Origin of the sequence: Longicatena caecimuris, assembly GCF_004341945.1 — a bacterium.
In the GTDB taxonomy this organism is placed as follows: Bacteria; Bacillota_I; Bacilli_A; order Erysipelotrichales; family Erysipelotrichaceae; genus Longicatena; species Longicatena caecimuris.
Map to the genome: position 1 here is coordinate 132477 of NZ_SMBP01000006.1, position 13276 is coordinate 145752.

General features: G+C 36.4%; 14 protein-coding genes and 1 tRNA gene. 3 read left to right on the top strand and 12 right to left on the bottom strand.

What is annotated here, in order from left to right:
• Window position 1: 1 nt before the first annotated feature.
• The 4 genes from EDD61_RS05250 to gltX form a co-directional block, all read right to left on the bottom strand.
• On the bottom strand, window positions 2–484 hold the full coding sequence (locus EDD61_RS05250; RefSeq protein ID WP_132224405.1) for a hypothetical protein: 483 nt from the start codon (window positions 482–484) through the stop codon (window positions 2–4).
• A 138-nt stretch (window positions 485–622) separates the two neighbouring features.
• Window positions 623–1540 (bottom strand): LysR family transcriptional regulator, encoded by a 918-nt coding sequence (locus tag EDD61_RS05255; RefSeq protein ID WP_132224407.1) that lies wholly within the window; start codon window positions 1538–1540, stop codon window positions 623–625.
• 207 nt (window positions 1541–1747) lie between these two features.
• Window positions 1748–2191: a PaaI family thioesterase gene (locus tag EDD61_RS05260; RefSeq protein WP_132224409.1), complete on the bottom strand. Its 444-nt coding sequence runs from the start codon at window positions 2189–2191 to the stop codon at window positions 1748–1750.
• Between the two features lie 211 nt (window positions 2192–2402).
• Complete coding sequence (gene gltX, locus EDD61_RS05265) at window positions 2403–3863, bottom strand: glutamate--tRNA ligase (RefSeq protein ID WP_008689747.1); 1461 nt, start codon at window positions 3861–3863, stop codon at window positions 2403–2405.
• Between the two features lie 169 nt (window positions 3864–4032).
• Here gltX and EDD61_RS05270 point away from each other — a divergent pair.
• Window positions 4033–4108 (top strand) — tRNA-Gln (locus tag EDD61_RS05270).
• 243 nt (window positions 4109–4351) lie between these two features.
• Here EDD61_RS05270 and EDD61_RS05275 read toward each other — a convergent pair.
• The 6 genes from EDD61_RS05275 to murI form a co-directional block, all read right to left on the bottom strand.
• Entirely contained in the window at window positions 4352–5038 is a 687-nt protein-coding gene (locus EDD61_RS05275) for a LytR/AlgR family response regulator transcription factor (protein ID WP_132224411.1), read from the bottom strand.
• Window positions 5039–5066: 28 nt separating this feature from the next.
• Complete coding sequence (locus EDD61_RS05280; RefSeq protein WP_207900979.1) at window positions 5067–5531, bottom strand: hypothetical protein; 465 nt, start codon at window positions 5529–5531, stop codon at window positions 5067–5069.
• 115 nt (window positions 5532–5646) lie between these two features.
• On the bottom strand, window positions 5647–5793 hold the full coding sequence (locus EDD61_RS13775) for a hypothetical protein (RefSeq protein WP_165877193.1): 147 nt from the start codon (window positions 5791–5793) through the stop codon (window positions 5647–5649).
• 5 nt (window positions 5794–5798) lie between these two features.
• Window positions 5799–6440 (bottom strand): hypothetical protein, encoded by a 642-nt coding sequence (locus tag EDD61_RS05285; protein ID WP_132224415.1) that lies wholly within the window; start codon window positions 6438–6440, stop codon window positions 5799–5801.
• 189 nt (window positions 6441–6629) lie between these two features.
• Window positions 6630–8006, bottom strand: a complete 1377-nt coding sequence (locus EDD61_RS05290) for an aminopeptidase (protein WP_008689755.1) — start codon at window positions 8004–8006, stop codon at window positions 6630–6632.
• Window positions 8007–8062: 56 nt separating this feature from the next.
• Window positions 8063–8905 (bottom strand): glutamate racemase, encoded by an 843-nt coding sequence (murI, locus tag EDD61_RS05295; RefSeq protein WP_017144569.1) that lies wholly within the window; start codon window positions 8903–8905, stop codon window positions 8063–8065.
• A gap of 263 nt (window positions 8906–9168) precedes the next feature.
• Between murI and EDD61_RS05300 the strand changes: the two genes are divergently transcribed.
• Window positions 9169–11040, top strand: a complete 1872-nt coding sequence (locus tag EDD61_RS05300; RefSeq protein ID WP_132224417.1) for a [FeFe] hydrogenase, group A — start codon at window positions 9169–9171, stop codon at window positions 11038–11040.
• Between the two features lie 106 nt (window positions 11041–11146).
• The gene (locus EDD61_RS05305; protein WP_008689758.1) at window positions 11147–11413 is read left to right on the top strand and encodes a hypothetical protein; all 267 of its coding nucleotides are present in this window, start codon (window positions 11147–11149) and stop codon (window positions 11411–11413) included.
• A 146-nt stretch (window positions 11414–11559) separates the two neighbouring features.
• On the opposite strand, the gene EDD61_RS05310 is transcribed toward EDD61_RS05305, so the two are convergent.
• Both EDD61_RS05310 and EDD61_RS05315 read right to left on the bottom strand, forming a co-directional pair.
• Window positions 11560–12264: a hypothetical protein gene (locus EDD61_RS05310; RefSeq protein WP_008689759.1), complete on the bottom strand. Its 705-nt coding sequence runs from the start codon at window positions 12262–12264 to the stop codon at window positions 11560–11562.
• A 1-nt stretch (window position 12265) separates the two neighbouring features.
• The gene (locus EDD61_RS05315; protein WP_008689760.1) at window positions 12266–13081 is read right to left on the bottom strand and encodes a purine-nucleoside phosphorylase; all 816 of its coding nucleotides are present in this window, start codon (window positions 13079–13081) and stop codon (window positions 12266–12268) included.
• Between the last annotated feature and the right edge of the window lie 195 nt (window positions 13082–13276).

Below are 13276 nucleotides of genomic sequence, written 5' to 3' on the forward strand. Positions count from 1 at the left end.
CTTAACTATGACTTGCAGTACCTGTCACTTCAACATCTAATGTATTACCAGCTAAAGCTTTATTTTTTACAGTGACTTCTACCGTATATTCATTATCACCACTTGTTAAAGTAGTATCTGTATAGTTAGCATCTGTTTTAGTTAATGCTACTTCACCTTTTTTGATTGTGACATCAACATCAGCAGCATCTACAATATTTTCTCCATTTTTCACTGTAGGTACTAATGTCATCGTATCCACATTGTTACCAGCATCTGTTACTTCAAATTTAGCTGTTCCAGTATACGCTATACTATCTTCTCCAATTGTATCTGTACCTTCTACAAACGTCATATTTGTTGCGGCAACTGTAACGCTAGAATTAGCAACAGTGATCTGACCTGTTGATGTTCCACTTAATGTATCCCAAACAGCGTAAGTTCCTGCTGATGTTAATACGATGGCACCAGCGGTAGCGAGTGATAATAATGTACTTTTTTTCATGATAATTCTCTCCTTTTCAAAGTAATGTTTTTCTTGCAGACAATTTATGTCTTTTTCTTTACATCCTTATTGTAAGCCAGAAAAGGAAAGTTGCATAATGCTAATAGCATCATATCTGGTTATGTTTTTTTCGCATAACTACATAAACCCATATTCTTTTTTCAAAATATCAAGAAAGATTTCAGCTGCACTGGATAAGATCTCTCGCTTTCTTTTTATAATAACGAAATTTTCCATGATATCGCAATTTTTAAAACGCAGACTGCGAATATTAGAATGTCGCAATTCATCTATTTGCCATTGATTTCCTAATAAAAAGGCTTGAGCGTGATTGATCATGTTGATAATAGCATGATAATTACTCATCGTAATCATTTTTTTAAAATCCGATAACAACGTTTTGTTGATGGTTAGTGATTGATTTAAATCTGAAAAGAAATCTTTCGGTAAATGTATATAAGGATACTCAATTAACTCTTCAGCATCGACAAAGCGACTATCTTGTAACGGTATCTTTTCGTTAACATGTACATATAATGGCTTACGATCCATTACCATAACTTCAATTTCTTTTATCTCTGCCATTTTTGAAAACACGCCAAGTTGTAAATCATTCAAAATCGTAATGCCGATTTCAGAGCGTAGCTGTACCACATTTTGTAGAACTTCTTCTGCTGTGGTTTCAATGAAATGTATCTCTGTTTCAGCTGAAGAGGCGCGTTTATAAAATTCCAAAATCATATCATCATGTAGAAATATAGAATTTACAGAAATTGATAGTTTACTATAGATTTGCTCATTTTCTAATTTTTTCAGACGCTCTAATACACGAAACTGATTTAAAATCGAACGTGCATAATAATAAAGGCGATTACCAGTAGGTGTAAGGGTGATACCACGATTTGAGCGTATAAAAAGTTTTCTCCCCATTTCTTCTTCTAATGCGTGAATCGAACGACTTAAGCTAGGCTGACTGATATAGAGTTTTTCCGCTGCCTTGTTGATACTGCCGCAATCAGCGACCTCAACAAAATTCTTTAATTGATCCTTTTTCATAACATTCTCCCATATTGTATAATATGATTGTACCATGTTTATTTCAGATATGATATTCTTATGATTAAATGTATATGAAAGATTCTAAAAAAACGAATAAATCCATGATGATAGTTTCTTATAAAGATGACATGTCATCGATATGAAAATTAAGGAATCGATCAAAATGAAACTACATTCGAAACACCGTTAGAGAATCAATACTTTTTAGTTTTGTCTATGGTTAACAGCATAGGAACCATTGGCTGTAGCAACAAGCGCATCGCTGTCAGAAAAGTGTGCAATTGCTCGAGCCTGAACGATGCGGCTTCCCACATGATCACAATAGCCTTCAATCACCAATGTTTCATGCTCCGCTATCCCCTTATCAAAGTTTACAGACATTTGAATCGTTGGTGTAAAGCTGGCATCACTAAAGATATAGGATGCACATCCCATCGTAATATCCATAGCGGTTGAAAGCATGCCTCCATGCATATGCCCGGCAGGATTTAATTGCCATTTTTGCACAGGGAATTGTAATATCACCTGTTTTTTATTCATGTTGATAGAAAGCACGCGCATTTCCATCATTGCATTAATCGTATTTTGGGCCTGTAAACGGCGATTGATAAAGTCATGTAAACGCTGCTGTATATAATCCTTTTCCATAACAATACCTCCCATGCCTCTATTATAGATACATTCCATAAAAATAACAACGCAAAGAGCATGGGATCTAACTGCTAAGATATTCCTTGCTCATCCATAAAGATAGTAACTTTTCTTTTAAATCATAATTCGATTGCGTAGAAAAACGTATACTCTTTTGCTTATAGAAAAAGAAAACAACCCGTTTGTACAGGTTGTTCGTGTATTGGTTTTAGTTTACCTCTTTTTCTAGCTTTGCGATACCAACTTCAATACGCTTTAATGTTTCATCTTTACCTAAGATATGCGCAATTTCAATAGCTCCACCCGGAGTGAACTGTTTTCCCGTAATAGCGGTACGTACCGGCCATAAAATCTGCCCATTTTTCATTTCCATCTGTTTCGGCAATGCTAACAGTAATTCATGAAGGGTTTCTTCATTTGACCAGTCGTTCAGCTCTGATAAAACCTCTTTCGCAGCTTTTAGCGCCTTTAAGGCAATTTCATACGTCGTCTTCATCTTCTTATGAACATACATGGCAATATCATATTCCGGCAATTCATCAATAAAGTCAATACTTTCCGGTATTGTGGATAAAACATCAGTACGTGGCTGCAAAATGCGCGCTACAGCCATCATATCCACAGGGCGATGAACGCTTTGTTCAATATATGGTTTTGCCAGTTCATAAAATTCTTCAACGCTCATCTCACGTAAATACATACCATTCATCCAAGTCAGTTTATCAATATCAAAGATGGCTGGTGATTTAGAAATACGTTTAATGTCAAATACTTTAATTAATTCTTCTAACGTATAAATTTCCTGTTCTGTTTCCGGAGACCATCCTAATAATGCGATGTAGTTTAAAATAGCCTGTGGAAGATAGCCTTTCTTGACTAGATCCTGGAAACTGGCATCCCCATTACGTTTGCTCAACTTATGCTGTTCATCCTTCATAACCGGTGGAACATGTACATATGTTGGAATGTCCCATCCATAAGACTGATAAATCAGATTGTATTTTGGTGTGGAAGACAAGTATTCGTTTCCACGTACGACATGGGTGATTCCCATTTGGTGGTCATCAATGATATTCGCAAAGTTATATGTAGGATACCCATCAGATTTTAGCAGTACACTTTCATCTAAGATACTGTTATCCACTTCGATACGTCCATATACTTCATCATCAAAATAGGTTTCGCCACTATGCTTGATGGTCTGACGTACGACATACTTCTCGCCATTTGCGATACGTTCTCTTGCCTCTTCAACAGAGATGTGTTTACATGGATCATCATATTTAAAAGAGATACCAAGGCTTTCGGCTTCTTTGCGCTGTTTTTCAATCTCTTCTTCACCGCAGAAGCAATAATGTGCACCACCAAGATCAACCAATTCATCGGCATATTTTTTATACATAGGCAAGCGTTCAGATTGAACGTATGGTCCAAAATCGCCACCAACATCTGGCCCTTCATCATGGGTTAAACCGACCTCTTTTAATGTATCGTAAATAATATCTACGGCACCCTCTACTAAACGTTCTTGGTCGGTATCTTCAATACGAAGAATGAAGTCACCATCTTCATGTTTTGCGATCAAATATTCAAATAAAGCAGTTCTCAGGTTACCGATATGCATATAACCGGTAGGGCTTGGTGCAAATCTCGTTCTAATTTTACTCATATATATATTGTCACCCTTTCAATCAGCATACTAATAATATAATAAAGAAATGGCATTGGCAATGAATTTTTTATGCATTTCCAAACTTTTTCGAAAGTTTCCTTAAAATAATGAAATTTGTTGTTGACAAATGCATGGTTTTTTATTAGAATATCGGTGTTGCCGAAATTGGGGTATAGCCAAGCGGTAAGGCACCAGACTCTGAATCTGGCATTTCCTTGGTTCGAATCCAAGTACCCCAGCCATATAAAAAATGAAGTCGCAGATGCGACTTTTTTTGTGCAAAAATGATTGCTGGGGTGCTTGGATGTATTAGTTTATAATCAAGGTAATTACATAAAAAAGTGCACGTCTTCCTTTTGGATTTCTTGCACTTTTTTCATTCTTTATCGTTTCTCCCCTAGTTATATCCCTTACGATTACAGATGACCTATTGTATCACCTGTATCATTTTAGCCTATAGAAAAAAGGCAAAAAATCTTTTTCCTTTAAATAGACGCAATACGACATTGCATAACTTTGGTAAGAAAATCTTTCTTATATGTTCTTCCTAATTTCACTTTTTTTTGATTACTTAATAAAATATGCGATTTTTCAATCTTATTTATATGACAGAAATTCACAAGCATCCCATTAGATGCCTGTATGAAAACATCCCCTTTAAAATTTTTCAACTTTTCTCTATTACGATATATCTGCTTGGACGTTGCATAATTCAAATAATTTCCTTCTGAATATATACAAATAATTTCTCGCAAGTAAACCACCATCTCATTGCCTTCCTCATCCTTTGCGATAAGATAACGATTTCTACGATCCAGCTCCTCTTTCACATCTTTCATATAAGTTTCAAACACAGAATCCAAATCATTTTTTCCTATAAAACGGAATACTTGATATTCATAACCAACCATTGATAACTCCGTATGGCTAGTTAAAAATAATATCAAAGCATTCTTATATAATGAATGAATTTTCGTAGCTAGCGCAAAGCCATCCGTATGTGGCATTTCGATATCCAACAGATACGCATCATATTCTTGTGATAGATCAATCGTTCTATCATCAGCTAAAACAACATCAAAATTTATGTTATCAAGGCTTTTTAATTTCTTGTATATCATATCACGCATATCTTTGCTATCATCACATACAACAATTTTATAATTTTTCATAACCATGCCCCACCTTTTTACTGTTGCATTATTTCACTGTTGCGATAAAGCGATGCATGATATCCTTTGGTAAGATAATTTGAAATGCATAGCCATCCTTTTGAAATTGCAAAATGCCTAGCGTATTTTCGGTTTGTAACTTTGCCTCAATCTTTCCTAGCTGTACCGTTTTTGCCGAAGTCAGTTGTTCTAATTCATATCCATGACGCTCATTCACTTTATTCACAATCAAATGTAATAAAGCATGTTTTTCATTGACATAAAAAGAGTATGTGCCACTAAGTGCTGCCCATGCATCTGATGCACAATCCTTTTTTGTAAAGGATATTTCAAATTGTCCATTGCTTACAGAATCAGCTATGTCAGCTACTGCATCTTCGATAAAAGCTACATCTACACCATAGTTTTTTTGGATATCTTTACTGTTCACATTTGTTATCATACCGTTTTCACAAACAGCTGTTTCCTTTTTTTGCATTATTACAAAAAGCATGAATATACCTATCAAAAGAATACCTATAAAGATAATAAGGTTCTTTTTTTCCTTTATCATAATTTTCACCACCGTTTATATTATACTATATTTTTATATAACATCATAGAAAGCATCACTTAATTTTACAATTCTTTACCGTTTTTTTATAATACGTAGTTTTTCCAGTATGTTCATCCCAAATTTCTGTTGGTTGCATTCCATACCTAACTCTCGCTAATAAACTACTATCTGAGAAATACTTACCTGTTTGTTTTTTCATTGTGCCTAACTCACAAGTTTTAGAAAATGTTTACCTTTTTTATTATAACCACTAGCTAATATATAGCTTGAATACTTTTTTTCTCTAGATTGTGCTTTACCTATCCATCCATTTTCATAAATCTCACCTGTCTTAATTGTTAATATAGTATCATATTTTGTTTTACCACTAACAGATTTCGTGGTTGTGACCTCACCTTTTGGTATACCTAAAATAGTAGTTGCTATTGCCAGTAACGAAATTTTAAATTGCATGGTACTTGGAACCAAACTAGCAAAACTTAAAACAATATTAGCTAAAGTATTTAACGAACCAATCTTACTTTTTGATTGAAGATTATTATCATAACTATATAAATATTTTTTAGTAATACGTTTTTTTCCATTACTTGTTCTACTCTTTGAATTTTCATATATAACTTCTTCTTTAACAACATATTTATCAAGTTTTGCATTAATTTCTTCAATATCGGACGATTGCTTCACTATGTTTTCATATGTTTTAGGATTTAAAACTTTCTTATCTTTTATAGCCTTTTCTTTGATTTCTTCATCTAAAGAACTTGATTCTTTACCATAAACTACCTGCATACTGCTGAAAAGCATCAATAAAGCCATACTAAAGTTAATAACTTTTTTAAATTTCATATTTTCATACCTCATCTTTCACTAGCATTATAAATATCTCACCTCTTTCTTTCCATATACCTGCTATGATTTTGCATTCTCTGCTAATCTTTTACACAGTAATCATCGTAATTGCGTATTGGGATATGCTTTTCAACTATATCGCATAAAGAAAAGATGGCACATGTTTCATACCATCCATCTTATACCTTATGCATGTTTTAAGAAAGCTACATATCCTCTTGTTGTTTCATAGATATCTGCTTTTGAGGCGATTTCCCATGGTGCATGCATATTATGCAATGCGACACCACAGTCAATGACTTCCATATCATATTGTGCCAGAATATAGGCGATCGTTCCTCCGCCGCCCTGATCAACTTTACCAAGCTCAGCTGTCTGATAAGATACGTTTTCTTTTTCCATGATATTTCTTAAAGCTGCGATATATTCTGCATTTGCATCATTACAGCCACCTTTTCCACGTGAGCCGGTGTATTTATTAAAGACAATACCTTTTCCCATGTATGCGGAATTTTTAGGTTCCATAACAGATGCATAGTTAGGATCAAAGGCTGCACTTACATCACTGCTCAGCATGCGAGAATTAGCTAATGCGCGACGTACTTTTAATTCGCTGTAATCTCCCAAACAATTCATGACTTCTGCCACCATATTTTCAAAGAATTTTGATTCCATACCGGTTGCCCCGATACTTCCAACTTCTTCTTTATCCACTAATAAACAAACAGCGCTACGATCAATTTCTTGCATCTCTAATAAAGCCATTAAAGATGTGTATGCACAGATGCGATCATCATGACCATATCCCATTACCATACTGCGATCCAATCCATAATCTCTTGCCTTGCCGGCAGGTACAACTTCGATTTCCGCAGATACAAAGTCATCTTCTTCGATCTGATAGGTTTCTTTCAACAGCTTTAAGACATTCATCTTCACTGCGTCTTTTTCTTCATCCTTAAGAGGAATGCTGCCTACCGTGATATTTAAGTCTTCACCCTCAATAACCACACTACCTTTTTTACCTAGCTGATCACTTGACAAATGAACTAATAAATCACTGATACCGACAACCGGATCATTTTCATTTTCACCAATGTTCACCTGCACACTGCTGCCATCTTTACGAACGATGACACCATGCATCGCAAGTGGCAATGTAACCCACTGATATTTTTTGATACCACCATAATAATGGGTTTCCAGCATTGCCAGATCTTTATCTTCATATAAAGGATTCTGTTTTAAATCCAGACGTGGGCTGTCAATATGTGCACCAAGAATTTTCATTCCTTTTTCTAAAGGTTCTTTACCAATCAAAAATAAGGCAATGGTCTTCCCCATATTATTCGCATACACCTTATCACCTGGCTTTAAAGTTTCCTGATTGCGAATGACATCTTCCAGATTACGATACCCGTGTGCTTCCGCAATTTTTATACTTTCTGTAACACATTCTCTTTCTGTTTTACATTCCGAGATAAATTTCTTATAGCCTTCAGAGAAGTCCATGACTTCTTTCATCTTTTGCTCATCATATTTGTTCCATGCAATTTCTCTCATTTTCATTTCCTCCATTCTGTATGACATTATATAACTGTTTGCCTTTTGATTTCAACTTAAAAACTTTCTATGTTCAACAGCTTTTTACTCAATGCTATGTAAGCAGGATCCGGGGATGAATTTAATATCGTAATATCATGATGACCATCCTCTGTTTGACAAGTTCCATGCTTCTCTAGCAATTCTAAGACATGGCGGCTGGTGCCGGCATTGCCATCCACAAGAGCTATTTGATTTCCTACGATATGACGTATCTGTTCACGGAAGAACACAAAATGTGTACAGCCTAATACGATACTATCTATACCTGATAGATCATAAGGGGCAAAGTATTCCCTTAGCGTAGCTTCCACAAGAGCATGATCTTCCAACTTATCTTGTTCAACTAATTCTACTAACTTAGGAGTTGGTAATTTATAGATACAATGCTCTTTCTGATAGCGTGACATCAGTAACTCAAATTTTTTCTCTTTCAAGGTGAAGCGTGTTGCCATAACGATGACCTGTTGAGCCTGCTTTCCTTCAACAGCAGGTTTTAAGGCTGGTTCCATACCAACGATTGGTAAGTGCGGATAACGCTTGCGCAGTTCTTCTACACAAGCACTCGTTGCGGTATTACAAGCAATCACAATCGCTTTTACACCTCTATTTACCAATTCATCACATATCTGTATGCAGCGCTGTGTGATGTCTGTACGCGCTTTTTCTCCATATGGCGCAAAGGCAGAATCGCCAAAGTAGAGATATCGTTCTTTTGGCATCCATCTGCGTAATTCTCTTAATACGCTGATGCCGCCAAGTCCGGAATCAAAAACCCCTATTGCTTTTTCTATTTCCGTCACATCATCACTCTCCTCATAAATCATTACTGCCTTATCATTATACCCTTTTTTCTTCATTCTTTCATCTAGTTTCAATAAATTTTACACACGGAAGGAAAGTTTCTGCAGACCTTAAATCATTTCGCATTCTCTAGGATTCTTTTCTTACTATGTAAAATTTTAAAATTGCATAAAAATCGTGTGACAATGGTTTTTGAAGCATTAAAAAAAAGCCCATGTTAGAAAAAATAAGATTCATTGAGAAGTATATTGACAGATACTGGAAATAAAGGTATGATATGAATATATTAAGAATCATTCTTAAATATGGAGGAAAGTTTATGAGCAAACATGTAAGTATAGATATACGAGTACCAGTTGAAAATGATAATCCGGCAATACGACGAATTGAGAGCTTATGTATTCGTTGCGGACAATGTAAAGAAGTTTGTAAGAAAGAAATATCTGTCGGTCATCATTATGATTTATTAAAAACAGAGGATACCGCCATTTGTATTCATTGTGGACAATGTGTAAATGTTTGTCCAACAGGTGCTTTGGTTGAGCGTCAGGATTGGATGGAAGTAGCGGATGTCATTAAAAGCGGCAAGAAAAAAGTGGTGGCAATCACGTCGCCAAGTGTGCGCGTTGGCTTAGGTGAAGAATTTGGCATGGAAGCCGGAAGCTATGTAGAGAAACAAATGGTTGCAGCTCTTCGCAGTGTTGGTGTGAATTATGTATTCGATACAACGTTTGCGGCAGATTTGACCATTATGGAAGAAGCCAGTGAACTGATTGATCGCATTCAAAACAAGAAACCATTACCGCAATTTACCAGCTGCTGCCCGGCATGGATAAAATTCGTTGAAACCTATTATCCACAGCTATTACCAAATATTTCATCTAGCAAATCTCCAATCAGTATGTTTGCGCCGACCATTAAAACATGGTTTGCGAAGAAAGAAGGAATCGCTCCTGAAGATATTTATATAGTAGCCATTACCCCATGTACCGCAAAGAAATTTGAAATTACCAGAGAAGAATTTCATGATGCCGCAAACTATCATCATACCCAAGGGTATCGTGACTATGATAAGGTAGTTACCACAAAAGAGTTAGCGAATTGGCTGCGTGCAGAAAATTTAGATCTAACTAGTGTTGGGGAAAGTGACTATGATAGCCTCATGCCTAGAGGTAGTGGTGCCGGTGTCATCTTTGGCAATACCGGTGGTGTTATGGAAGCTGCTGTAAGAAGTGCCTATTATTTTCTTACAAATGAACAGCCTGGTGATGATTTATTGAAGCTTGAAGCGATACGCGGGCTTGCCGGTGTACGTGAAGCCAGTGTAACGATTGCCGATATTCCTGTACGCGTTGCTGTTGTGCATGGTACAGATAATGCCCGTAAATTTATTGCGCATATGGAAGAAACCAAAACACATTATGACTTTGTGGAAGTTATGACATGTCCTGGTGGTTGCATCGGCGGAGGCGGACAGCCAAAGCATATCGGTGAAGATATGCAGGATATCCGTAAAAAACGCATTGCTTCATTATATGATAAAGATGCTTCTATGAGCTTGCGTAATTCCCATGATAATCCACATATCAAAGCTGTCTATGAAGAATTCTATGGCACACCTTTAAGTACTTTGGCCGAAGCTTTATTGCATACGACCTATCATGAACGCAAAGATTTAGGTGAAGATCCCGCTGTTTACGCAAAGGCATTTGAAGCTGATTCAACTGTAGCAGGAACACCTACATCTTCTGATGTGAAATATCGCTGTACGATCTGTGGCTACATCTATGAAGGTGATATCACAAAGGAAAGCGATGACTACAAGTGTCCGATCTGCGGAGTTCCGAAAGAAATGTTTGAATTAGTTAAGGAGCCTGCTACACAAGCACCTACTGAAGAAACAAGTGCGGATGTAAAATATCGCTGTACGATTTGTGGTTACATCTATGAAGGTGATATCACAAAGGAAAGTGACGACTACAAGTGTCCGATTTGTACGGTTCCTAAAGAAATGTTTGAATTAGTTAAGGAGCCAGCTACACAAGCACCTGCAGAAGAAACAAGTACGGATGTAAAATATCGCTGCACGATTTGTGGTTACATCTATGAAGGTGATATCACAAAAGAAAGCGATGACTACAAGTGTCCGATTTGTACGGTTCCTAAAGAAATGTTTGAAAAGATTGCATAAACAATAGACCTCATTGCCAAAACAATGAGGTTTTTGATTTATTTTTATGAAAGACTTGGCTTCTTTCACATTTTTACGATACAATAATGGACAGTGAGGTATTCCTATGGAAAAAATTAATTCAATACAACAATTAAAAGATTGTTTAAAGGCACATGCCATCGTTTGTACGACAGATAAAAAGGGGATGGTGTATGCTATCCAGCATAAAGATGGTGTTCGCATACAAAATGAATATTCCCGTTTTATGCTTTCAATGGAAGACTTTCTGGCATTATATGGCAATCAGACCTTCTATATTTATGAAGAAGAAATGATAGAAGAAATCGCAAGTGAAAAGGATGAAGAATACTATAGTTGGTATCATAAATAATAGCTGCTTGAGCTTCATCGCCATCTTACGCAACTGCTTAATGAATATTATTAAGCATATGTCGTTCTTGCCTTCACCTTGACTATCATTATGAAAAAAGTACAGGTTACTGATGATCATTTCATCATCAGCTCTCTGTACCTTTTTTAGAATTGATAAGGATTACGGATTATCTTCCTATCCCATTTGCGCATCGCCATACGATACATCGCCTTTGCATGAATCGTATCGTGCCAGATAAAACGACGCATGACCTTTGCCAGTGTCCATGCTTCATCATAATTTCCTATATAAATCTTATTATCTAAAAAATGCTCTTGTTTCTCTAATAATGCAAAAGCCTGTAAACGATTCTCATATATGTTTGTCAGGTTTTGCAGTGATACCTTTATTTCTCCCATATAATAAGACGTGACATTATTGGTATGTTCATACATTGCTTGTGCTGTTGTAGGAATCTTCCCATAAAAAGTCTTACGGGGAAATAGATCAGTGTATAATTTCTTAGGTATGCTTTGATATAAGGTAAGAAAATCATGCGCTGATTGTATGCAACGCTGTTTCAATATAAGATATTCTTCGATATGTAGGCTGTTTCGTTCACTATCAAATAGCACATCACTATCTGCATCCTGCACTTGTAAGGTACTGTCCTTTTCCTGAACTATGACGATATCTTCATTAGCTTTTGGGCAGGTCTTATCTAGCGCACACCATTTTTGATATCGCTGAATATCATGCAACAGTTTACCCTTTGCTTCTTGTAACGTCTTTCCTCTACCACTTGCTCCCGGATAATCTTCACTCCATAAAATGCCACCAATGCCATTATGTTCCCAGATTCCCCTCATATCACATTTCCTGCAAAATATTTTGAATCCATGCACATAAACGGCTGCTTGCCGTTTCCGCAACTTTTAAAACTTCTTCATGGGAATGTTTTTCTTTACAGATACCGGTTGCCATATTGGTTATGCAGGAAATGCCTAAAACTCGCATACCTAAATAATTAGCCGCTATGGTTTCGGGAACAGTAGACATGCCTATAGCATCGCTGCCGGCACGCTCAAACATGCGTATTTCTGCCGCTGTTTCATAATAAGGACCTTGCCACATCGTATATACACCACTATGATAAGGTATCATTAAACGATCAGCTATTGTCTTTGCCAAATTTCTTAAATCTGAACTATATGGTTCAGACATATCTGGAAAGCGTGGACCAAAGCGTTCATCATTTACACCAATTAACGGATTCACAGAAACGCCATTGATAAAATCATCAATCAGCATTAAATCTCCCTGCTGAAACGTGCGATTGATACCGCCACAAGCATTGGTAATAATAAGATCATGTACCCCTAACATTTTCATCACAAACACCGGAAAGGTAATTTCCTTCATATCATAGCCTTCAAAATAATGAAATCTTCCCTGCATCACCATCACGCTTTTGCCATGCATTTCTCCGATGATAAGATTACCTTCATGTCCTGCTACACGTGAAATAGGAAAGTGAGGAATGCTGTCATAAGGTAGAGTGATAGGATGTTCGATTTGTTCACTTAACTGACCTAAACCACTGCCTAAGATCATCCCTACTTCAGGAGCCTTGTTTATATGCAATTGTATATAAGATTTAGCCTCCATTACATCATCATAAAACATAGTGCTGCCTCCTTTACTTTTTCTTACTTTTATTATAAACGATATAAGAAGAAGAAGGAATACATATCCCTATTTTATTATGAAAGGATACTGATTGGGCAATCGAGTAGGGTGAAATAAATCACCCTCTCACACCACCGTACGTACGGTTCCGTATACGGCGGTTCGTTTTAATTTCAAAGCGTGTCTCTCTAT

What these genes read in the sequence shown, in the direction of transcription:
- gltX (WP_008689747.1), bottom strand. Translation starts at nt 3,863, where the DNA reads ATGAGTAAAATTAGAACGAGATTTGCACCAAGCCCTACCGGTTATATG.
- EDD61_RS05280 (WP_207900979.1), bottom strand. Translation starts at nt 5,531, where the DNA reads ATGCTTTTTGTAATAATGCAAAAAAAGGAAACAGCTGTTTGTGAAAAC.
- EDD61_RS05260 (WP_132224409.1), bottom strand. Translation starts at nt 2,191, where the DNA reads ATGGAAAAGGATTATATACAGCAGCGTTTACATGACTTTATCAATCGC.
- EDD61_RS05315 (WP_008689760.1), bottom strand. Translation starts at nt 13,081, where the DNA reads ATGTTTTATGATGATGTAATGGAGGCTAAATCTTATATACAATTGCAT.
- EDD61_RS05250 (WP_132224405.1), bottom strand. Translation starts at nt 484, where the DNA reads ATGAAAAAAAGTACATTATTATCACTCGCTACCGCTGGTGCCATCGTA.
- EDD61_RS05290 (WP_008689755.1), bottom strand. Translation starts at nt 8,006, where the DNA reads ATGAGAGAAATTGCATGGAACAAATATGATGAGCAAAAGATGAAAGAA.
- EDD61_RS05305 (WP_008689758.1), top strand. Translation starts at nt 11,147, where the DNA reads ATGGAAAAAATTAATTCAATACAACAATTAAAAGATTGTTTAAAGGCA.
- EDD61_RS05275 (WP_132224411.1), bottom strand. Translation starts at nt 5,038, where the DNA reads ATGAAAAATTATAAAATTGTTGTATGTGATGATAGCAAAGATATGCGT.
- EDD61_RS05310 (WP_008689759.1), bottom strand. Translation starts at nt 12,264, where the DNA reads ATGAGGGGAATCTGGGAACATAATGGCATTGGTGGCATTTTATGGAGT.
- EDD61_RS05300 (WP_132224417.1), top strand. Translation starts at nt 9,169, where the DNA reads ATGAGCAAACATGTAAGTATAGATATACGAGTACCAGTTGAAAATGAT.
- murI (WP_017144569.1), bottom strand. Translation starts at nt 8,905, where the DNA reads ATGAAGAAAAAAGGGTATAATGATAAGGCAGTAATGATTTATGAGGAG.
- EDD61_RS05285 (WP_132224415.1), bottom strand. Translation starts at nt 6,440, where the DNA reads ATGAAATTTAAAAAAGTTATTAACTTTAGTATGGCTTTATTGATGCTT.
- EDD61_RS13775 (WP_165877193.1), bottom strand. Translation starts at nt 5,793, where the DNA reads ATGAAAAAACAAACAGGTAAGTATTTCTCAGATAGTAGTTTATTAGCG.
- EDD61_RS05255 (WP_132224407.1), bottom strand. Translation starts at nt 1,540, where the DNA reads ATGAAAAAGGATCAATTAAAGAATTTTGTTGAGGTCGCTGATTGCGGC.